Raw genomic sequence first — 21,902 nt, forward strand, 5'->3', positions numbered from 1 at the left:
CGACCCGTAATAACTATGTACCGCCACAAGCAGCTTCAGGTGCTCAAGACTGGTGTCTTTCATAACTGAAGACGCCAATTGATATGACATCCATTCCCCCTGAAATAACCGCATCACAACAACCTCAAGGTCAAATGGCGCAATACGACGCCTTGCCGGCCGAACGTCGACATAGCAACCCTTTGAGCTTATCGGTAAAAGAGCTGGAAGAATGGCGGGCGGCGGCCGCTTTAAAGCTCGAGAGTGGCAATGACCTTTTACAGTTGAGGCGAGGCCCGACCCCACAAGACCTGGCGCTGTTCGAAAGTGTCAAACGAGTGTCCGCCAATCCCGACCGCGTGGATGTGCATGCACTGCACGACCGGATCATCCGGGAAGAAGTGATCCTTGCCGTCCAGAATTTTTTACCCGAAAAAACCTCTTCACCCTTTAGTTATCTCGCCGGACATGTTCTTTCGTCGCAGACTATCGAGCAGATCAAGGCAACACCCACTGTTTTTTTACAGAGGATTCTACAAACCGCCGAAGCCGAAACGCTGGGCCGTTCACTTTTAAAGGCCATTGATTGGTACGGAGGCAATCAGGGTGAGGAAACATCACCCACCATCCGCAGCCAATTGACCGCCCGGGCCTTACAGCTTTGGCTGAACCGGCCCGACAGTGAATCCCCCGTCTGCGTAGCCGGTTACGACTTGCGGACCGCCTCGATCCAGGGAAAAAGCTATCAGACCATCCAGTCCGAATTTGTGGTCCATCTGATCAAGTCCGCACGGGCAGCCTCGGAAAAAGAAGCCATCATCATGTCTCGGTTGTTTCTGCCCCGATTTCCGAGCGAATTTCGCGTCAGAGACATTCCGCCCACGCTTCGATACTGCGGTTCTGTCGCTTGGGTGAATTTTGTCAACGGCGTGAACCTTATTCAGGCGACAGATGCGCAAGCGATGGACCAGATGACATTCCAGCAGTTGGTCAATCTGCCGATCGATACCTCCAGGGAGGCGTCGCCCGAACAACTGGAACTCCTTACCCTGACAAGGATTGATCCGGCCCTTGCCTGGGCGATAACCCAGGATGAAGTAGCTCATCGCGACGATGGGAATTATTCGGATGACGAGATTGAACACGCGCTGTGCTGCCTCGACCGGCACACGGACGAACTGACGAAAGCCGTCCTGCAACTTGATCAGCACCCCCCAAGCCGGCTCGATATGGCGAAAGCGCAGGTGGAACGCATCTTTGGCAAAGGCAGCTTCAGTTCCGACGGGAAAAAACTTGCCTGGAAAATCTTTCTCGACCCGAATGGTTTTCGCGACACTCCCGTGCTCAGAGGCAAGGAGTATGACTATTACAGCTTCGTTGATGTTTACGCCTCGGGCCAATTCGACAATAAGAAAGTCTGGACCATTACCGAGAATGACGGCCGCACCCTTACTCCCCAGAAAATACAGCTGCTGGAGGACAGAAAAATAAGAGTCTCGCCCCACTGGAAATTGCCCAATTCCATTTTCTTCCTGTCTCCCCACAAACAGCTGCCAGATATCAAAGTGCTCTTTGATAGCGCCTTTAAACAGTATCTGAAATTGATTAAAGCGGCGTATGAAACACTGATTCAGAGCCTGCTCGCTTCACTGCCCAGGGTTGATCGCCGGATACTGGAGTCCGGCGAGGTCAGAGTTTACAGTTTGAGAAAAGAGACAACGAGTGTCGAAGCACAGAATGAAACCGCTGAAATGATCCTGCCGCTCAGAGCCCGCAACGGTTTGATATTACGGGCCACTCACAAGCAGCAAACTGTCACTTACGAGCTATTGCCTCGTGCCGGGGTCATACGCCGTCTCGAAGCGCTCTCACCGGAGCTGATTGGCGGCCGAAACACCACCCAGGAGTGGAAAGTCAGCAGATCCGGAACCGTCAAGGTTTCAGTGCTTCGCCATAAAGACCTGCCATTCGACTGGGGCGCTCACTCATCGGGCACCGTCCCGAAGGACAATGCGTCTTGCCAGGCCATCATTGAACAGCTGGGTAACACGCTACCGGCCACAGCCTCCGGGTCTTCAAGCGCACAGAACGCTCCCACTACATTGTCGTCCGAGCGAACGAAAGCCATCAGCCACCTGATCGCGACTGAGCTTCTATATGTCGACCCCAAGGCGCTGAGAAAGGCCGCTAACGGGCAAACCGCATTTGAACGCAAAGCAGCGCAAGATAAAAAAACCCTCCAGCTCGTGAAAATCTTCGTTCCGTTCTGGAACAGCATCGAAGACCTGGCCTCCGGGGACCGCCACCGAATCATCAACGGTGTATTCGGCCTGTTTGCTGACCTGGTTGCGTTCGTGCAGCCCGTCGGCAAGTTTGCTTCAGGCTCCGTGGCGCTATTGAAAGCCGGAGGCCAGTTGACGGTTTTCGCTCGTCTGAACACGTTTGGAACGCTGACAAAGCGTTTGCTGACATCCAGCCTACGAGCACTTTTGCCCCTTGATGGGCTTCCGCAACTGGTGCATCCACTGGGTAAAGCCATCATCAAATTAGGCAGGTCCGGCATCTTCAGGTCCAAGATGCTGATCGGCAATGCCGCCCGGTATGACGTGCTGCGCAGCCTGCCCGACGTTCAGGACGCTGGACGATGGAGGCCGCTGGCCGCCACGGATGATTTGGTCACGCTCAAAGGGGTCGATGATATGCCTGTGCGCCAGATGCGCACGGGTGCTGAACCCCACTACCGTCTGCTGGACCCGATAGCGTCCAGACCTTACGGGCCGGCATTGAAAAACGATGAATTGATACGAGGTCGATCTCATTACCGGAGCCTGGAAACCAGCAGCGATCACGTACTCGTCGAACTGTCGGAAAACGTCCGGGCGCGAGAACTGCTCGAAGTTGATGGCCGGACAACGATACTGCTTGATGACGTGCCCTATCGACTGCACGAAAACACGTTACGCCGCGCTGACCTTGTGGAGGTCGGATACACGGCGCTGCCATGCCGAGTGCGTTGCATCCCTGGAGCGGTGTGCACCACGAGTTTCGTCACGAGGCCGCCGGCGGCCCCTCCGCTTCCCGCCGAGCGATTCGACGAAGCCAAAGGCTGGGCGCTCTGGTTCGGTGACACGATTTACACCCCGGCCGGCGGCCGCGCCCCCCTGAAAGCGACCTCCTTTGTCAAACGCGATCACCTCACCGCGACCATCGAATTTCGCAAGGGCATTTATGCGCGCGTCAAAGTCAACGTGCCGGAGCAGGGTCTTGACGATACTTTTCAGGTGGGCGCGATTATCTGCCTGTCCAGGGATGGCTCGAAACACTATGTGTTTACACGCCTCAACGCGGGAGACTTTTACGTGGCCGAACGCGGCGTGGGGCAGAGTCTGTACGACGGCCTGCTGTCCCTCAAAAAAGCCGATACCCTTGGCGACGAACTGAAAAACGAACTGATAGTGGTCTACACCGGCTCGCTGAATGCCAACAACGTCGCGCGCATTCACGGGGTCGAGGCCGTTGAACGCGCCATGAAAACCATGGATGACATCGCCATCCCCCTCGGCGTCACGACGACGCCGCCCGACAATATGAACTGGCTGAGAGTGGACACCAGCCCGGGTGAGGCGTTGATGTTCGACAACTCGACACGAATGATCGTCACCCGATTACCGGAAGGAGCGAGTTCCTGGACACGCAGCACCGGAGCGCCGCAAGCCTTCCGGGAAAGAACAGCCACTATCTTCGATACGCTATTCCAGTCGCCGACCAGCAATCCCGCCAATGCCGCCGCCGCGTTGCGTATCGACAGAGCGATGCAGAAACTGCAACGGCTGTTGCCCCTGCGCGAACGTGCGCTCAATGCCAGAAACATCGCCTTCGCCGACGTGACGACCGTTTCGGGGAGTCGGGAGGTCTACGTCAGTGTTTCCGGAGCCCAGCGCACCACCACCCGCTTGCCGTTGTTCCAGCATCTGGGCGGCAATCAGGTCCGTATGGGTGATACGACGTACTTCAACATTGATTTCGATCAGGCTTACCCCAGAACCTCCCTTGAGGTCACTTCCGAGGGCAAGATATTGGCCGTTCCCCTGACGATCAAGGACATCAACACCTATAAACCGGCACAGACGATCAGACCGACTTCGCTGGACAGCGAAAGCAAGCTGATCGCTGCGATTCGTAAGAAATATCCCGACTTGTCGCAGATCCGCTCCGTCGACGTGGCGACGACGATGCGCCCTTGTGAGTCGTGTTCAGTGGTGTTGAAAGAGTTCGGTCACGATGGCGCAGACAACGCGCTCAAGGTGCTTTGGGGCTGACCTGCAATTGCTGCAAATGCCCATAAAGCTTGGCGTACAACCCACCATCGGCAATCAACTGCTGATGGTCGCCATCCTCGGCAATTTGCCCGCCGTCGAACACCAGCACCCGGTCGGCCTGTTTTACTGCGGAAAGACGGTGCGCAATGATCAACGTGGTGCGGTTGCTCAAGAACCGCGCCAGCGCCTGGTGCAAGTTGTATTCAGTGGCGGCATCCAGCGCTGAGGTGGCCTCGTCGAGGATTACCACCTTGGGCTCGGCCAGGACCATCCGCGCAATGGCCAGACGTTGACGCTGGCCGCCGGACAAGCGCACACCGGAACGGCCGACGATGCTGTCCAGGCCGTTGGGCAACTCACGAACCGTTTGGTGCAACTGAGCAATCTCCAAAGCCTGCCAGCAGGCTTCGTCACTGCGCTCACGGCCCATGGCCAGGTTGGCGCGGATAGTGTCGTTGAACAGCGCTGGATGTTGCAGGACCACAGCGACGTTCTCGCGCACGGTTTCCAGACCAATTTCCTGCTGGGTCGAACCGCCGAAGCGGATCGTTCCGGCGAGCGGCGTGTACAAGCCCAGCAGCAACTGCACCAGCGTACTTTTACCACCGCCGCTGGCACCGACGATCGCGACTTTCTCACCGGGAGCGATCGACAGGTTCATCTGGTTCAGCACCAGCTCGTCGCCGTAACCGAAACTCAATCCCTGGACTTCGATGCCAACGGTTTCGCGACCGTTGAACGGGTCCACTCCGCCCGGATATTCAGGCTCATCGGCCCGGGCCAGCAACTCGTTGATCCGCGACAGCGCGCCGCTGGCGGCGTAGTAGGCGTATTGCAGATTCAGCAGTTGTTCCACCGGGCCGATCATGAACCAGAGGTAGCTGAACACCGCGAGCATCTGGCCGATGGACAGGTCGGAAAACAGCACAGTGAGCATCGCCGCCGCACGGAAAATATCGATGCCGAACTGGAACAGCAAGCCGCTGGCACGGTTCGAGGCATCGGTTTTCCACTGCGACGTCACCGCATAATCGCGGACCTCACGAGCCCGCTGGCCGAGACGACCGAGGAAAAAGCCCTGACGGTTGCCGGCGCGTACTTCTTGAATCGAGTCGAGGGTTTCGGTGAGTGCCTGGGTGAAGCGCGAGGTGCTGTCGTTCTCGAGTTTCTTCAGGTGCTTGACCCGCTTACCTAGCAACACCGTGGCATAGATCACCAGCGGGTTGAACAGCATGATCAGCAGCGCCAGTTTCCAGTGCATCCACACCAGAATGCTCGCGGTGCCGACCAGTGTGAGCATGGCGACGAGGAAACGGCTGAGGGTTTCGCCGACGAATTTGTCTACGGTGTCCAGGTCGGTGACCAGGTGCGTGGTCACCGTGCCGCTGCCCAGGCTTTCGTATTCACCCAGTGAGATGCGCTTGAGCCGTTCGATCAGTCGTGTGCGAATCCGATACACGATGTCCTTGGCCAAAGCCGCAAACAACTTTGCCTGCACCACGTTGAACAACAAGGCGCCACAGCGCAGCGTCAAGGTCACCAGCAGCATCAGGCCGATGTAACCTGCGGCTTTCTGCCAGTTTTCGGGCAGCGCGTGGTTCATGACTTTCAGCGCAGTGTCGCCGTGGCCCAGCAGCACTTCGTCCACCAGCAACGGCAAGAGCAAGGGGATCGGCACGCTGCACAGCGTTGCCAACACCGCCACGCCGTTGGCAATCCACAGGGATTTTTTGTGATGAAGAGCCAGTCGACGAATTTCCCCCCAGCTCAGGCGATCGATACGCTTTGGAGCTGGCGCATCATCGGGCAGATCATGCACAGGCAGCGCGCTCCAGCCAGCGGCCGAGCAACGGAGACAATACGCTGAGCGGCTGATAGCCATTGGTCAACAGTGCCAATTGACCATCACGCTCAGCCAGCAATGTAGGGAAACCGGCAATGCCCAGGTCCTGGACCCAGGTGAAATCGGCAGCCGTCGCGGCGTGCTGATCGGCACGGTCGAACGCAGCGGCGAACTCGATGCGCGGTAGACCGGCCTGCTCCGCCAACTCCACCAGAACACTGGCGTGGGTGACATCGCGACCTTCGGCGTAAAACGCGTGCTGAATCAGCCCAAGTAGTTTCCACGCGCAATCCGGCGCCAGGCTGCGCGCAGTCACCAGTGCCCGACAGGCGGGTTCGGTATCGTAGACAAACCCGTCGGGCAATGCGCCTTCAAGTTTGAACGGTTGGCCAGTCGCTTCGGTGACCGCCTGCCAGTGCTCAAGAATGTAGCGCCGGGTGGTCGGCTCCAGCGCCGAACCACTGCCGGTGCGCAAACCTCCCACCACCAAGTGCACGTCCACACCTGCCGCCTGCGCCTGCTCGACCAGCGCATTGGCGACGGGCGCAAAGCCCCAGCACCAGGAACACATCGGGTCCATCACATAGAGCAGGCGTTGCGCTGACATGATTCAAGCCTCGGAAGGAGTTTGCTTGTAGTTGTAGCCGATCGGATGAGGCAGGTTGCGCGCTTTGGCCAGTTCGATCTGCTTCTGCCGATCAATGGCGCTGCGGCGGGTTTTCTCGCTGAGCGTATCCCAGCAATGCGGGCAACTGATGCCGGCCACATAGTGCTCGGATGTGCGGTCTTCGACACTGATCGGTGTACGACAGGCATGACATTGATCGTAGTCGCCTTCGCTGAGGTCGTGACGAACGGTCACGCGGTTGTCGAACACGAAGCAGTCGCCCTGCCATTTGGTTTCTTCCTGCGGCACCTCCTCGAGGTACTTCAGAATGCCGCCCTTGAGGTGATAAACCTCGTCGAAGCCTTGGCTGAGCATGTAGCTCGAGGCCTTTTCACAACGAATGCCGCCGGTGCAGAACATCGCGACTTTCTTGTGCACGGCCGGGTCGAAGTTGGCTTTGATGTAGTCAGGGAACTCGCGAAAACTGGTGGTCTTCGGGTCGATGGCGCCTTCAAAGGTGCCGATCGAGACTTCGTAGTCGTTGCGAGTGTCGATCAACAGCACTTCAGGATCGCTGATCAAGGCGTTCCAGTTCTCTGGATCGACGTAGGTGCCGACCTTTTTGTTCGGGTCCACGCCTTCAACGCCGAGGGTGACGATTTCTTTCTTGAGTTTGACTTTGGTGCGATAGAACGGCTGATCGTCGCAGTACGACTCTTTGTGGTCGATGTCGTCCATACGTGAATCGTTCTTGAGCCAGGCCATCAGCCCGTCGATGCCTTCGCGGCTGCCGGACACGGTGCCGTTGATGCCTTCTTCAGCGATCAGCAGCGTGCCTTTGATGCCGTTGTCGACCATTGCTTGCAGCAGCGGCTCGCGCAGGGCGACGTAATCTTCCAGAGTGACGAACTTATACAGTGCCGCCACGACAATCTGTTGTGTCATGGGTGATTCTCCAGGTGGCTACCCTCGTAAAGGGTGAACCGGATGCGAAAAAAAACGCGCCGGGTAAGCGGCGCGTTGCGGATTCTAGCAAAAAAAATGTTTCTCTGTAGGAGCACGGCTTGCCGGCGAAGGCGATCTTGAATACGCCTTCGCGGGCAAGTCGGATCGCCGCACCGCTCGCTCCTACCTGCCGCCAGCACAGGTTGGAGAGGCCGGAGCCGCGTCGATCTGTGCCCATTCCTCTGGTGTGTAGGTATGCAGCGCCAACGCATGGAACTCGCCCATCAGCTCGCCGAGCGTGCCGTAGACTTTTTGGTGACGCTTGACCCGGTTGAGCCCTTCGAACTGCTGGCTGACCACCACGGCCTTGAAGTGGGTCTGCAACCCACGGCTGTGCATGTGGCTTTCATCCAACACTTGCAGATGCTGCGGCTGCAACAGGGCCAGCGTCGATTCGATGCGTTGTTGCATGGTCATACCGAACTCCGCTTAAGGCTTTTTCTTGGCTGGAGCGGCGGCGCCTTTAGGCTCCAGCTCGGCAGTCATGTCAGCCAGCAGTTTGTTGACCACAGGCACTGCGCTTTCCAGTTTGGCTTGAGTCATCTGGGCCGATTGCTGAGTCAGCTGCGGCATTTTTTCCAGGACTTTCTTGCCCAGTGGCGATTGGTAGAACGCGACCAGGTCTTTCAGCTCGGATTCGCTGAAGTTGGTGGTGTAGAGCTTGACCATGTCCGGCTTCAGCTTGTTCCAGCCAATGGCTTGGTCCAGCGCGGCGTTGGCTTTGGCCTGGTAGGTTTCCAGTAAGGCTTTTTTCGATTCAGGTGCTTTGGTCTGTTGAAAGCGCTGAGCGAACATTTGCTGCACTTGCATGTACACCGGGGTGCCCAATTTGTCAGCGTGCGCCAGGGTCAGGAAAGCTTCGGCACTGGCGTTGTGGCTGGCGGTATCGGCAAAAACAGGGCCGCTGGCGCAAACCAGTGCAACCGCGGTACAGATGGCACGAAGACGAGTCATCGAGTTTCCTTTTCTAGCAGGCGAGGTAAAACCCCAAGGGCGTCCATTCTGCGCCTAAAAAAGTGTGTCGCTCAACCCCAAGCCTTATCGGGCCTGATTTAGAGGGGTTGAACGGTCAAATTCCAGACTGATGGAACCACGGCCGGCGATCACGGCCTAAACTGCGCTATCAGACTTACAGGAGTGTGCATGATGAGCCGTATCGAAACCGACAGCCTTGGCCAGGTGGAAGTCCCGGATGAAGCCTACTGGGGCGCTCAGACGCAACGCTCGCTGATTAACTTCGCCATCGGCAACGAACGCATGCCGCTGGCGGTGCTGCATGCCCTGGCGCTGATCAAGAAAGCCGCGGCGCGGGTCAATGACCGCAACGGTGACCTGCCCGCCGACATCGCCCGGTTGATCGAGCAGGCCGCCGACGAAGTGCTCGACGGCAGCCACGACGACCAGTTCCCGCTGGTGGTCTGGCAGACCGGCAGCGGCACCCAGAGCAACATGAACGTCAACGAAGTGATCGCCGGACGCGCCAACGAACTGGCCGGTAATCCTCGCGGCGGCAAAACGCCGGTCCACCCCAACGATCACGTCAATCGCTCGCAGAGCTCCAACGACTGTTTCCCGACCGCCATGCACATTGCCGCCGTTCAGGCGGTGCAACAGCATTTGCTGCCGGCGATCAGCGAACTGTCGGGCGGATTGGCCGAGCTGGCCGCGCGGCATATGAAACTGGTCAAGACCGGCCGGACCCACATGATGGACGCGACGCCGATTACCTTCGGTCAGGAACTCTCGGCGTTCATCGCGCAACTGGATTACGCCGAGCGGGCCATCCGCAGCGCGCTGCCGGCCGTGTGTGAACTGGCCCAGGGTGGCACCGCGGTCGGCACCGGGCTCAATTCGCCCCATGGTTTTGGCGAAGCCATCGCTGCCGAGCTGGCCGCCCTCTCCGGCCTGCCGTTCGTCACCGCACCGAATAAATTCGCCGCCCTGGCTGGCCATGAACCGCTGACAACACTGTCCGGCGCGCTGAAAACCCTTGCCGTGACCCTGATGAAAATCGCCAACGACCTGCGCTTGCTGGGCTCCGGGCCGCGAGCAGGCTTCGCCGAAGTGAAACTGCCAGCCAACGAACCGGGCAGCTCGATCATGCCGGGCAAGGTCAATCCGACTCAGTGCGAAGCGCTATCGATGCTCGCTTGTCAGGTACTGGGCAACGACGTCGCCATTGGTTTTGCAGCGAGTCAGGGCCATTTGCAATTGAACGTGTTCAAACCGGTGATCATCCACAACCTGCTGCAATCGATCCGCCTGCTGGGCGATGGCTGCAGCAACTTCCAGCAGCATTGCATCGCGGGTCTGGAACCGGATGCAGAGAAAATGGCTGAACACCTGGAACGTGGATTGATGCTGGTGACGGCGCTGAATCCGCACATTGGTTATGACAAGTCGGCGGAGATCGCCAAAAAGGCTTACGCAGAAGGGCTGACCTTGCGTGAGGCGGCGTTGCAACTTGGGTATCTGACGGATGAAGAGTTTGATGCGTGGGTAAGGCCGGAGAATATGTTGGAGGCGGGTGCCAAGGGTTAAGCCCCCTACCCCGATCGTTCCCACGCAGAGCGTGGGAACGATCAACTTACGCCATCCGCATCCGCCGTGCTCTCAGACCTGCAATCAACGACGGCCCCAGCGCGACCAGCGTCGACCCCAGCACCACCAGCACAGCCCCGCCATAACCCAGACCGTTGATCTGCTCGGCATGCACATAGTCTGGCCATAACGCCGCCGCCACGGCCACCGCAGCGAAGGTCACCAACGGCGTAATCGCCAGCGTTGCACTGACCCGCGAAGCCTCCCAATGGGCCAGAGCCTCGGCAAACGCGCCATAGGCGATCAGGGTGTTCATGCAGCACGCCAGCAGCAGCCAGCCTTGCAGCGGACTCAGTTGCAGCGCTTCCAGCGGATGCACCCACGGCGTCAGCAGCAGCGCGCAGAACAGGTAAATCACCATCATTACCTGAAACGAATTCCACACCGTGAGCAATTGCTTCTGGCCCAACGCGTAGAAGGTCCAGACCGTGGACGCTAACAGCACCAACAGCACACCGGCGGTGTAATCGGTCAGCGAGGTCAGCAACTCGGCCAAGCGCTGATTGAAAAACAGCGCGAAGCCGATCAGCAGCACCAGCAGGCCAATCCCCTGCCCCACGCTGAACCGTTCCTTGAACACAAACAGGCTGGCGATCAACAACATGATCGGCCCCATCTGCACCACCAGTTGCGCGGTGCCGGGGCTGAGCAGGTTCAGGCCCATCAGGTACAGCACGTAGTTGCCCACCAGGCCGAGCACTGCCATCAACACCAACCAGCCTCCGCGCGGCCCGAGCACTTTACGGCTCGGCAGGCGCCTGGTCGCCGCCAGGTAAATGAACAGGCACCCGCCAGACACGATCAGGCGAAACCAAGTCACCGTCACCGGGTCCATCACCAGCAGCACTTGCTTGAGTTTGATCGGCAGGATTCCCCACAGCAACGCGGTCAGCAAGGCCAGGAACAGACCATAAACCCAGCGACCCGATGAAATGTGCATGGCGAACCCCGAAGCCCAGTGGTGAGAAAGGTCATTCTAGGCTTAGCGCCATTCGGCACACAGGGACAGTTGGGCGTTGGCCGCGAATGAAACTGTGCGGGTCGCACCATTAAATTGGCGCTATGCCGTCGATCGGCTGGCCAGGCGTTGCAAGTAGTTCATGCATAAGCTCATTGAATTCGCCAGCAGGAACATCACTCAGGAGATCGCCATGTACGGCAAACGCGCCCAGGACATTGCCCCCGCCACGCACTTTCGCTGCGACCGGGTGTGTCGTGTGAATGGGGAGTTGTATTTCAGCACCCGTGAAAACACCCTGGAGGGGCCGTTTGAAAACACGGAGAAATTGGCGCGGGAGGTACAGGCTTACATCGAGCGGATGCTGCTTTTGCGTATGAGCCTATAGGCCGCGGCGCTGCCTTCGTCGGATCGCCGCCCGGAGCAAGCCCGCTCCCACATTTTTGACCGAATTTCCACATGGGAATGCGGTTGAATGTGCGAGCGGGCTTGCTCCGTGCGGCGTTCCGACGAAGGCCATCTAATAAACAGCAAACATCTTAAGGGTTAACGCACCGCCTCAAACAACCCGGTCGCCCCCATCCCGCCACCCACACACATGGTGACGATGCCGTAACGCAGATTACGCCGTTGCAATTCACGCACAAGGTGCCCGACCTGACGCGAACCGGTCATGCCGAACGGATGGCCGATGGAAATCGAACCGCCGTTGACGTTGTACTTGTCGTTATCGATCTCCAGCCGATTGCGGCTGTAGAGGCACTGGGACGCGAAGGCTTCGTTGAGTTCCCACAGATCAATGTCGGCAACCTGCAAACCCTTGGCCTTGAGCAACTTCGGCACCGAGAACACCGGGCCGATGCCCATTTCATCCGGCTCGCACCCGGCCACAGTGAAACCCCGGAAGAACGCCTTCGGCTTCAACCCCAGTTCCAGTGCTTTTTCCAGGCTCATGACCAGCGTCATCGACGCGCCATCGGACAACTGAGAAGAATTGCCCGCCGTCACCGAACCACCTTCGGCAAACACCGGTTTCAATCCCGCCAAACTTTCCAGGGTAGTGCCCGGGCGATTGCAGTCGTCGCGATCGACGATGCCGTCAAGGATCTGCACCTGACCGGTGGCCTTGTCTTCAACGCGATACTTAACCGCCATCGGCACGATTTCATCGTCAAACAATCCAGCGGCCTGAGCCTGAGCGGTACGTTGCTGACTTTGCAGCGCGTACAGGTCCTGTTCTTCGCGGCTGACGTTGTAACGACGGGCAACGATTTCGGCCGTCTGCCCCATCGGAAAATAGATGCCTGGCACCTGCTCTTTAAGCAGCGGATTGATCAGATTGTCGGTGTTGATGCTTTTCATGGTCAGGCTGATGGACTCGACGCCACCGGCGATGACGATGTCGCTGCAACCCGAAGCGATCTGGTTGGCGGCGATGGCAATCGCCTGCAAGCCCGACGAGCAAAAACGGTTGAGTGTCATGCCGGCAGTGCCAGTCCCCAGGCGCGACAGCACCGCGACGTTGCGTCCGATGTTGAAACCCTGACCGCCTTCGTTGGAGCCGGCACCGACGATGCAATCCTCGACGCTGGCCGGGTCAATGCCCGTGCGCTCGAGCAGCGCATTAATGCAGTGAGCCGCCATGTCGTCCGGACGGGTCTGGTTGAACTTGCCGCGAAAGGATTTGGCCAGGCCGGTCCGCACGCTGTCGACGATCACTACTTCACGCATGGCATACCTCATTATTGTTGTCGGTTGGGAGTGGACCGAGCATAAGTCCACCGTGTTATCGACCGCGACAATCATTCACCCCGCGTATGCGCAACCATCGCTCACTTCTTGGGCTTTTTCACCTTCCTGTCGTGTTTGTCAGACTTTTCGAAAGCCTCTTCCAGTGCCAGATTAATGGTGCGCAGGACTTTAACCCGCGCCCAGCGTTTGTCATTGGCTTCCACCAGCGTCCAGAGCGATATCTCGGTGCTGGTGCGGTCGACCATGTCACCGACCGCCGCGCGGTAGTCGTCCCATTTATCACGATTGCGCCAGTCATCTTCGGTGATCTTGAAACGCTTGAAGGGAATTTCTTCCCGGGCCTGGAAACGCTCCAGTTGCGTCTGTTTGTCGATGGCCAGCCAGAACTTGACCACGATCACCCCGGCGTCAGTGATCTGCTCTTCGAAATCATTGATTTCACTGTACGCCCGCAACCAGTCCGCCGGCGGGCAGAAGCCTTCGATGCGTTCCACCAGCACCCGCCCGTACCACGAACGATCGAACACTGTGAACTTGCCCTTGGCCGGGAGGTGCCGCCAGAACCGCCACAGATACGGCTGCGCCCGCTCCTCTTCAGTGGGCGCGGCAATCGGCACGATGCTGTACTGACGCGGGTCGAGGGCCGCCGCGACCCGGCGGATCGCCCCGCCCTTGCCGGCCGCATCATTACCTTCGAACACCGCCACCAAGGCGTGCCGACGCATGCGTTTGTCGCGCATCAGGCCTGAGAATCGCGCCTGCTCGGTAATCAGTTGTTCTTCGTAATCGTCCTTGTCCAGACGCTGAGTCAAATCCAGGCTGTCGAGCAGGTTGAGCTGATCGACACTGATGGACAACGGCGCAGCATTGACCTTGTCGGGATGGACCTTGCGTCGCGTCAAAGCATTTTGCAGACCTTCGAGCAGGATCTTGCCCACCGCCAGGCTGCGGTAATGAGCGTCCACGCCTTCAATCACATGCCAAGGCGCGTAGTTGCGGCTGGTACGGCGCAATACGCGTTCGCCGTATTTCACGAATTTGTCGTAGGTTTGCGATTGTTGCCAGTCCAGCGGACTGATGCGCCAGCTGTGCAGCGGGTCATCCGCCAGGGCCTTGAGCCGCGCCTTCATTTGCTTCTTGGAGAGGTGGAACCAGAATTTGAAGATCAGTGCGCCTTCGTCGCAGAGCATTTTTTCAAAGCGCTCGGACTGGTTGATCGCCTGATCCAGCACTGGGTCCTTGAACAAGCCATGAACCCGACCTTGCAGCATCTGGCTGTACCAATTGCCGAAGAACACCCCCATCCGGCCTTTCGCCGGGAGCATCCGCCAGTAGCGCCAGGCCGGTGGCCGCGCCAGCTCTTCGTCGGTCTGTTGATCGAACGTGCGGACCTCGATCAGGCGTGGGTCCATCCATTCGTTAAGCAACTTGACCGTCTCGCCCTTGCCGGCGCCTTCGATGCCATTAATCAAAACGATCACCGGAAAACGGCGTTGCTGGTGAAGTTCGAACTGCGCTTCGAGCAAGGCTTCACGCAGGGCCGGCACTTCGGCGTCGTAGGTTTCTTTGTCGATGGCGTGACCGATTTCGGCGGATTCGAACATGGGACGGCTCCTTCCAGGATTGAGCAAGACTAGCGGATTGGGCAGGTGGACGACGGGGAAATTCCCCATGCTGTTGCACCGTTCTTTGTAGGAGCATGGCTTGCCAGCGAAGGCGCACTCGAGGACGCCTTCGCTGGCAAGCCATGCTCCTACGAAAAGCGGTTCGAGTCCGCACCATCATCATCGCCCGATAATCGGCGATCGGCTAGAATGGCCGCCTTGCCGTTGCCGAGCCTGCCATGAAACCTGTATTGCCCCACGCCCAGCTCGACTGGGACGACCAAGGGCTCCCGCGCTCGCGGGTGTTCGATGATGTGTATTTCTCCGATCTGTCGGGGCTGGACGAAACCCGCTACGTATTCCTCGAACAGAATGCTTTGCGTGAGCGCTTCGCTGCGTTGCCGGCCGGCGGTCGACTGGTGATTGGCGAGACCGGTTTCGGCACCGGGTTGAATTTTCTGTGCGCCTGGCAGTTGTTCGAGCAGCATGCGGTGGCCGGAGCGCGACTGCATTTTGTCAGTGTCGAAAAGTACCCGCTGAGTGCACCGGATCTGCAACGGGCGCTTGCGCTATGGCCGGAGCTCAAGCCGTTTGCCGATCAGTTACTCGCGCAGTACGTGGCTATCCATCAAGGCTTCCAGCGGCTGGTGCTGGATAACGGTCGCGTGACGTTGACCCTGTTGATCGGCGATGCATTGGAGCAGTTGCCGCAACTGGACGCACAGATCGATGCCTGGTTCCTCGACGGTTTCGCCCCGGCGAAAAACCCTGACATGTGGACCGCCGAGCTGTTTGCCGAACTCGCCCGGCTGGCGGCACCCGGCTCGACCATCAGCACCTTCACCAGCACCGGCTGGGTGCGCCGCTTGCTGAATGCGGCGGGCTTCAAGATGAAGCGCACGCCCGGCATTGGCCACAAATGGGAAATCCTGCGCGGCGTGTTCCTCGGCTGGCCTGAAGAAGTCCCGGCGCCCGCCGCGGCCAAACCATGGTTTGCGCGCCCAACGCCGCTGACCGGCGAACGTCGGGCGCTGGTGATCGGTGCTGGCCTGGCCGGTTGTGCTACGGCTGCCAGCCTCGCGGCGCGGGGTTGGCAAGTCAGTCTGCTGGAACGCCACCACGCCCTGGCGCAGGAAGCTTCGGGCAATCCTCAGGGCGTGTTGTACCTCAAGCTTTCGGCCCATGGGACGGCGTTGTCGCAATTGATTGTCAGTGGTTTCGGTCACACCCGGCGCTTGCTTGAGCATTTGCATCGAGGCGTCGACTGGGACGATTGCGGGGTCTTGCAACTGGCCTTCAACGCCAAGGAAGCGGAGCGTCAGGCGCAATTGGCTTCAGCCTTTGCGCCAGACTTGGTGCACTTGCTCGATCAACCGCAAGCCGAGGCCCAGGCCGGCATCGCCCTTGAGCACGGCGGATTATTTTTCCCGGAAGGCGGCTGGGTTCATCCGCCCGCGTTGTGCCACTGGCAGGCGTCTTCAGCGAACATCCAGTGGCTGCCCCATCGCGATGTACTGGAACTGCGCAAGGTTGATGATCAGTGGCAGGCCTGGGACGGGGATGATTTGCTGGCCAGTGCCCCCGTGGTGATTTTGGCCGGCGCCGCCGAGATCAAGCGTTTTGCGCACAGCGCCGAACTGCCCCTCAAACGCATTCGTGGCCAGATCACCCGACTGGCGCAAACACCTGAAAGTCAGAGCCTGGCCACCGTCGTCTGCGCCGAAGGCTATGTGGCGCCGGCTCGACTGGGCGAACACACGCTCGGCGCCAGCTTCGACTTCAAGAGCGATGACCTGACCCCGACCCTCGCGGAACACCTCGACAATCTGGCCTTGCTCGAGGAAATCTCCCCCGACCTGGCCACTCGACTGCATGCTCAAAAACTGGAGCCGCAGCAGCTTGAAGGGCGCGCCGCGTTCCGCTGCACCAGCCCGGATTATCTGCCGATCGTCGGCCCGTTGGCCGAGCAAGGAGCGTTCGTCGACGCCTACGCCGTACTGAGCAAGGACGCCCGGCAAGTACCGGACATTCTCTGCCCTTGGCTTGAGGGTTTTTACGTCAACAGCGGCCACGGTTCTCGCGGCCTGATCACCGCGCCACTGTCGGGTGAATTGCTCGCAGCGTGGATCGAGAACGAACCTCTGCCCCTGCCCAGAGCGGTCGCCGAGGCCTGTCATCCCAACCGTTTTGCCGTGCGCCAATTGATCCGCGGAAAAGTCTGACGGCTCGCCTTATAACTTATCGGTCTAAAACTCCGGGGATTCAGCCGGGTCAGTTTCTGAGTACCCGCCGTTTTTGGCGCGTATCGATTGACCCTCCCCAACGGAAAAACCGGTAAGGACTTTATGTGTGGATTAGCTGGCGAGTTACGCTTTGATCATCAACCTGCGGACCTCGCGGCCGTTGAACGAATCACCCATCACCTGGCGCCTCGCGGCCCTGACGCGTGGGGCTTTCATAGCCAAGGGCCGATTGCCCTAGGCCATCGTCGCCTGAAAATCATGGACCTGTCGGACGGCTCGGCGCAGCCGATGATCGACAATCAATTGGGCTTGTCCCTGGCCTTCAACGGCGCGATCTACAACTTCCCGGAACTGCGCACCGAGCTTGAAAGCCTCGGTTATGCCTTCTATTCCGGTGGTGACACCGAAGTGCTGCTCAAGGGCTATCACGCCTGGGGCGAAGCCTTGCTGCCCAAGCTCAACGGCATGTTCGCCTTCGCCATTTGGGAACGCGACGCCCAACGCCTGTTCATCGCCCGCGACCGTCTCGGCGTGAAGCCGCTGTACCTGTCGCGCACCGGTCAGCGCCTGCGCTTTGCCTCGGCGCTGCCGGCGCTGCTCAAGGGCGGCGACATCAACCCGATCCTCGATCCGGTGGCACTCAATCATTACCTGAATTTCCACGCAGTGGTCCCGGCGCCGCGCACCTTGCTGGCCGGCATCGAAAAACTGCCACCGGCGACCTGGATACGCATCGAAGCGGATGGCACCACCGAGCAGAAAACCTGGTGGACCCTGCCCTACGGCCCACACGCCGACGAGATGAATCTGACACTCGAAGACTGGCGTGACCGTGTACTCGACAGCACCCGTGACGCGGTGGCGATCCGTCAACGTGCGGCGGTCGATGTGGGTGTGCTGCTTTCGGGCGGGGTCGATTCGAGCATGCTGGTCGGTCTGTTGCGTGAAGTCGGTGTGGAAAACCTGTCGACCTTCTCCATCGGTTTCCAGGACGCCGGCGGCGAGCGCGGCGACGAGTTCCAGTATTCAGACCTGATCGCCAAGCACTACGGCACGCAACATCACCAACTGCGCATCGACGAAAAAGAGATCATCGAGCAACTGCCCGCAGCGTTTCGCGCCATGAGCGAACCGATGGTCAGTCATGACTGCATTGCGTTCTATCTGCTGTCCCGTGAAGTGGCCAAGCATTGCAAGGTGGTGCAAAGCGGCCAGGGTGCCGACGAGTTGTTCGCCGGTTATCACTGGTATCCACAAGTCGACGGTGCCGCCGATCCGTACGCGGCCTATCGCGATGCGTTTTTCGACCGCAGCTACGACGATTACGCCGCCACTGTGCAGCCGAAATGGCTGACGGCCAATGACGCGGCCGGTGACTTCGTCAAAGAACATTTCGCACAGCCCGGTGCCGATGCGGCGGTGGACAAGGCCCTGCGTCTGGACAGCACGATCATGCTGGTGGACGACCCGGTCAAACGCGTCGACAACATGACCATGGCCTGGGGCCTGGAAGCGCGCACGCCGTTTCTCGACTACCGCCTGGTGGAATTGTCGGCGCGCGTGCCGGGCAAATTCAAACTGCCGGACGGCGGCAAGCAAGTCTTGAAAGAAGCCGCGCGACTGGTCATTCCGAGTGAAGTGATCGACCGCAAGAAAGGCTACTTCCCGGTCCCTGGTCTGAAGCATTTGCAGGGCGACACGCTGAACTGGGTGCGCGAACTGCTGCTTGATCCGAGCCAGGATCGCGGCCTGTTCCAGCCAGAGATGCTCGACCGCCTGCTGACCGATCCCCAAGGCCAGTTGACCCCATTGCGCGGCTCCAAGCTGTGGCAATTGGCGGCGCTGAACCTGTGGCTCAGTGAACAAGGAATCTGATCGATGAAACCCCACGCCACGGCCTACAGCCAACGCTTGTTGCGCGGTCAGGCGCCCTCGTACGAACGCTTGCAGGCGCGTCTGGCCGAAGACGGCAGCGAATTGGGCGCCGCACCGATAGCCGTGCATTGCGGCTGGGGCCGGTTGCTGATCGGCCATACTTTTCCGGATGCGGCGAGCCTGGCCCAAGAGCTGCTTAACGAACAAAACGGCGAGCGCGACATCGCCCTATACGTGGCTGCGCCCCAGCAAGTGCTGGGGTTGGAGCCGGCCCAGTTGTTTCTCGACCCGTCCGACACCTTGCGCCTGTGGTTCAGCGATTACCGTCAGTCCACTCGGGTGTTTCGCGGCTTTCGCATCCGCAGGGCCCAGAGTGACGCGGACTGGCAAGCGATCAATCAGCTGTATCAATTGCGCGGCATGCTGGCGATCGACGCGAGTTTGCTGACCCCGCGCCATCAGGGTGGCCCCGTCTATTGGCTGGCCGAAGATGAGGACAGCGGCTCGATCATCGGCAGTGTCATGGGCCTCAATCATCACAAGGCGTTCAACGATCCAGAGAACGGCAGCAGCCTGTGGTGCCTGGCGGTCGATCCGCACTGTTCGCGACCGGGTGTCGGTGAAGTGCTGGTGCGACACTTGATCGAGCACTTCATGAGCCGTGGGCTGAGTTACCTGGACCTGTCGGTGCTGCACGACAACCGGCAGGCGAAAAGTCTTTACGCCAAACTCGGGTTTCGCATCCTGTCGACCTTCGCGATCAAGCGCAAAAACGGCATCAATCAGCCGTTGTTTCTTGGCCCGGGCCCCGAAGCCGAGTTCAATCCTTATGCACGGATCATCGTCGAGGAAGCTCACCGTCGCGGCATCGAAGTGCAAGTCGATGACGCCGATGCCGGCCTGTTCACATTGGTCCATGGCAGTCGCCGCGTACGTTGCCGTGAATCTCTCAGCGATCTGACTAGCGCCATCAGCATGACGTTGTGCCAGGACAAAAGCCTGACGCATAAAGTGCTCAAGACCGCCGGTTTGAACCTGCCGTCGCAGCAAATGGCCGGCAACGCCGATGACAACCTGGCGTTTCTCGACGAGCACGAACGCGTGGTGGTCAAACCGCTGGATGGCGAACAAGGCCAGGGCGTCGCCGTAGATCTGCGCACCATCGAAGAGGTCCAGCAAGCCATCGAATTCGCCCGCGAGTTCGACAGCCGCGTAATACTGGAGAGCTACCACGAAGGCCTCGACTTGCGGATTCTGGTGATTGGTTTTGAGGTGGTCGCCGCGGCCATTCGCCGACCGGCAGAAGTGGTGGGTGACGGTCAGCATTCCATCGGTGAGTTGATCGAAGCCCAGAGTCGGCGGCGTCAGGCGGCGACCAGCGGTGAGAGCAAAATCCCCCTGGACCATGAAACCGAGCGCACCTTGCAGGCGGCCGGCCATGACTACAGCAGTATTCTGCCGGCCGGTGAGCATCTGTTCGTACGGCGTACGGCGAATCTTCATACCGGCGGCATTCTTGAGGATGTGACGGCGATCTTGCACCCGACGTTGGTGGAAGCGGCGGTGCGTGCGGCGCGTGCGCTGGATATTCCGATGGTCGGGCTCGACCTGATGGTGCCCGCCGCCGATCAACCGGACTATGTATTTATCGAAGCCAATGAGCGCGCCGGACTGGCCAACCATGAACCGCAGCCGACGGCCGAGCGGTTTGTGGATTTGTTGTTTCCGCATAGTCAGCCGGCTGGCTAACGCTCCCTCTCGATCGTTCCCACGTTCTGCGTGGGAATGCTTCACTGGACGCTCCGCGTCCGTATTTGGGACGCAGAGCGTCCCTGGCTGCATTCCCACGCGGAGCGTGGGAACGATCAGTCGTTAACTCATCAGGAGTTTCCATGACCCACAAAATTCCGGAACCGGATCTGAACTACCTGCAAAAAGTCCTGCTGGAAATGCTCGCCATTCCCAGCCCGACCGGGTTCACCGACACCATCGTGCGTTATGTCGCCGAGCGGCTTGAAGAGCTGGGCATTCCCTTTGAGATGACCCGCCGCGGCACCATCCGCGCCACTCTCAAGGGCAAGAAGAACAGCCCCGACCGTGCGGTCTCCGCTCACCTGGACACTATCGGCGCGGCGGTTCGCGCGATCAAGGACAACGGTCGTCTGACCCTGGCCCCCGTCGGTTGCTGGTCCAGCCGTTTTGCCGAGGGCAGCCGGGTCAGTCTGTTTACCGACAACGGCGTGATCCGTGGCAGCGTGCTGCCGCTGATGGCTTCCGGGCATGCGTTCAATACCGCCGTGGATGAAATGCCGATCAGTTGGGATCACATCGAACTGCGCCTGGATGCGTATTGCGCCACCCGTGCCGATTGCGACTCTCTGGGGATCAGCGTCGGTGACTTTGTCGCCTTCGACCCGTTGCCGGAGTTCACCGAAAGCGGCCACATCAGCGCTCGACATCTCGACGACAAGGCCGGTGTTGCAGCCTTGTTGGCGGCATTGAAAGCGATCGTCGACAGCGGCGAAGAGCTGATGATCGACTGCCATCCACTGTTCACCATTACCGAGGAAACCGGCAGCGGCGCCGCGGCGGCACTACCTTGGGACGTCAGCGAATTCGTCGGCATCGACATTGCCCCGGTCGCACCGGGCCAGCATTCCAGCGAACACGCCGTGAGCGTGGCGATGCAGGATTCCGGCGGACCTTATGACTATCACCTGTCACGGCATCTGCTGCGCCTGGCCAGTGACAACGAGTTGCCGGTGCGTCGCGACCTGTTCCGCTACTACTTCAGCGATGCCCATTCGGCGGTCACTGCCGGGCACGACATTCGCACCGCCCTGCTCGCCTTCGGCTGCGACGCCACTCACGGCTACGAACGCACCCACATCGACAGCCTTGCTGCGCTCAGTCGATTGCTCGGCGCCTACATCCTTAGTCCGCCGGTGTTTGCCAGCGATGCACAACCGGCCAAGGGCTCACTGGACCGGTTCAGTCATCAGATCGAACATGACACGCAGATGGAAAGCGATACGCGGGTGCCGTCGGTGGATAGTTTGGTGGGGCAGCGATCGGATACCTGAGTTCGCGCTTGGCATTTTCGATCGTTCCCATGC

At 59.5% G+C, this 21,902-nt stretch carries 15 protein-coding genes; 7 read left to right on the forward strand and 8 right to left on the reverse strand.

Features of this window, described 5'->3' with window-relative positions; translation table 11 throughout:
- The first annotated feature begins 83 nt into the window (after positions 1-83).
- The gene (locus ACYZT0_RS17975) at positions 84-4,298 is read left to right on the forward strand and encodes a hypothetical protein (protein WP_462042370.1); all 4,215 of its coding nucleotides are present in this window, start codon (positions 84-86) and stop codon (positions 4,296-4,298) included.
- Here ACYZT0_RS17975 and ACYZT0_RS17980 read toward each other — a convergent pair.
- From ACYZT0_RS17980 to ACYZT0_RS18000, 5 genes are all read right to left on the reverse strand, one after another.
- On the reverse strand, positions 4,279-6,117 hold the full coding sequence (locus tag ACYZT0_RS17980) for an ABC transporter ATP-binding protein (RefSeq protein WP_462042371.1): 1,839 nt from the start codon (positions 6,115-6,117) through the stop codon (positions 4,279-4,281). The two genes, ACYZT0_RS17975 and ACYZT0_RS17980, sit on opposite strands and share 20 nt — an antisense overlap.
- The gene (locus ACYZT0_RS17985; protein WP_177338865.1) at positions 6,110-6,712 is read right to left on the reverse strand and encodes a DsbA family protein; all 603 of its coding nucleotides are present in this window, start codon (positions 6,710-6,712) and stop codon (positions 6,110-6,112) included. Before ACYZT0_RS17985 ends, ACYZT0_RS17980 begins: the two co-directional genes overlap by 8 nt.
- A 39-nt stretch (positions 6,713-6,751) precedes the next feature.
- Entirely contained in the window at positions 6,752-7,693 is a 942-nt protein-coding gene (gene trhO, locus ACYZT0_RS17990) for an oxygen-dependent tRNA uridine(34) hydroxylase TrhO (protein WP_462042372.1), read from the reverse strand.
- Between the two features lie 183 nt (positions 7,694-7,876).
- Positions 7,877-8,170, reverse strand: a complete 294-nt coding sequence (locus ACYZT0_RS17995; RefSeq protein ID WP_347803777.1) for a BolA family protein — start codon at positions 8,168-8,170, stop codon at positions 7,877-7,879.
- 12 nt (positions 8,171-8,182) lie between these two features.
- The gene (locus ACYZT0_RS18000; protein ID WP_461975596.1) at positions 8,183-8,707 is read right to left on the reverse strand and encodes a DUF2059 domain-containing protein; all 525 of its coding nucleotides are present in this window, start codon (positions 8,705-8,707) and stop codon (positions 8,183-8,185) included.
- 192 nt (positions 8,708-8,899) lie between these two features.
- On the opposite strand from ACYZT0_RS18000, the gene ACYZT0_RS18005 reads away from it, so the two are divergent.
- Complete coding sequence (locus ACYZT0_RS18005) at positions 8,900-10,294, forward strand: class II fumarate hydratase (protein WP_462046596.1); 1,395 nt, start codon at positions 8,900-8,902, stop codon at positions 10,292-10,294.
- A 46-nt stretch (positions 10,295-10,340) separates the two neighbouring features.
- On the opposite strand, the gene ACYZT0_RS18010 is transcribed toward ACYZT0_RS18005, so the two are convergent.
- On the reverse strand, positions 10,341-11,294 hold the full coding sequence (locus ACYZT0_RS18010; RefSeq protein WP_462042373.1) for a DMT family transporter: 954 nt from the start codon (positions 11,292-11,294) through the stop codon (positions 10,341-10,343).
- Positions 11,295-11,505: 211 nt separating this feature from the next.
- On the opposite strand from ACYZT0_RS18010, the gene ACYZT0_RS18015 reads away from it, so the two are divergent.
- Positions 11,506-11,700 carry a DUF6316 family protein gene (locus ACYZT0_RS18015; protein WP_462046597.1) on the forward strand — a complete coding sequence of 65 codons (195 nt, stop codon included), beginning with the start codon at positions 11,506-11,508 and terminating at the stop codon, positions 11,698-11,700.
- Between the two features lie 158 nt (positions 11,701-11,858).
- On the opposite strand, the gene ACYZT0_RS18020 is transcribed toward ACYZT0_RS18015, so the two are convergent.
- Both ACYZT0_RS18020 and pap read right to left on the reverse strand, forming a co-directional pair.
- The gene (locus ACYZT0_RS18020; RefSeq protein WP_462042374.1) at positions 11,859-13,043 is read right to left on the reverse strand and encodes a thiolase family protein; all 1,185 of its coding nucleotides are present in this window, start codon (positions 13,041-13,043) and stop codon (positions 11,859-11,861) included.
- Positions 13,044-13,144: 101 nt separating this feature from the next.
- Entirely contained in the window at positions 13,145-14,668 is a 1,524-nt protein-coding gene (pap, locus tag ACYZT0_RS18025) for a polyphosphate:AMP phosphotransferase (protein ID WP_462042375.1), read from the reverse strand.
- Positions 14,669-14,907: 239 nt separating this feature from the next.
- Here pap and mnmC point away from each other — a divergent pair, with 239 nt between their 5' ends.
- The 4 genes from mnmC to ACYZT0_RS18045 all read left to right on the forward strand — a co-directional run bounded on the left by mnmC (position 14,908) and on the right by ACYZT0_RS18045 (position 21,869).
- Positions 14,908-16,890 (forward strand): bifunctional tRNA (5-methylaminomethyl-2-thiouridine)(34)-methyltransferase MnmC2/FAD-dependent 5-carboxymethylaminomethyl-2-thiouridine(34) oxidoreductase MnmC1, encoded by a 1,983-nt coding sequence (gene mnmC / locus ACYZT0_RS18030; protein WP_462042376.1) that lies wholly within the window; start codon positions 14,908-14,910, stop codon positions 16,888-16,890.
- A gap of 123 nt (positions 16,891-17,013) precedes the next feature.
- Positions 17,014-18,786 carry an N-acetylglutaminylglutamine amidotransferase gene (locus ACYZT0_RS18035; RefSeq protein WP_462042377.1) on the forward strand — a complete coding sequence of 591 codons (1,773 nt, stop codon included), beginning with the start codon at positions 17,014-17,016 and terminating at the stop codon, positions 18,784-18,786.
- A 3-nt stretch (positions 18,787-18,789) separates the two neighbouring features.
- The gene (ngg, locus tag ACYZT0_RS18040) at positions 18,790-20,535 is read left to right on the forward strand and encodes an N-acetylglutaminylglutamine synthetase (protein ID WP_462042378.1); all 1,746 of its coding nucleotides are present in this window, start codon (positions 18,790-18,792) and stop codon (positions 20,533-20,535) included.
- 143 nt (positions 20,536-20,678) lie between these two features.
- Entirely contained in the window at positions 20,679-21,869 is a 1,191-nt protein-coding gene (locus ACYZT0_RS18045; protein ID WP_462042379.1) for an osmoprotectant NAGGN system M42 family peptidase, read from the forward strand.
- Positions 21,870-21,902 lie beyond the last annotated feature (33 nt).

It is taken from the genome of Pseudomonas sp. ZS1P83, assembly GCF_054897825.1.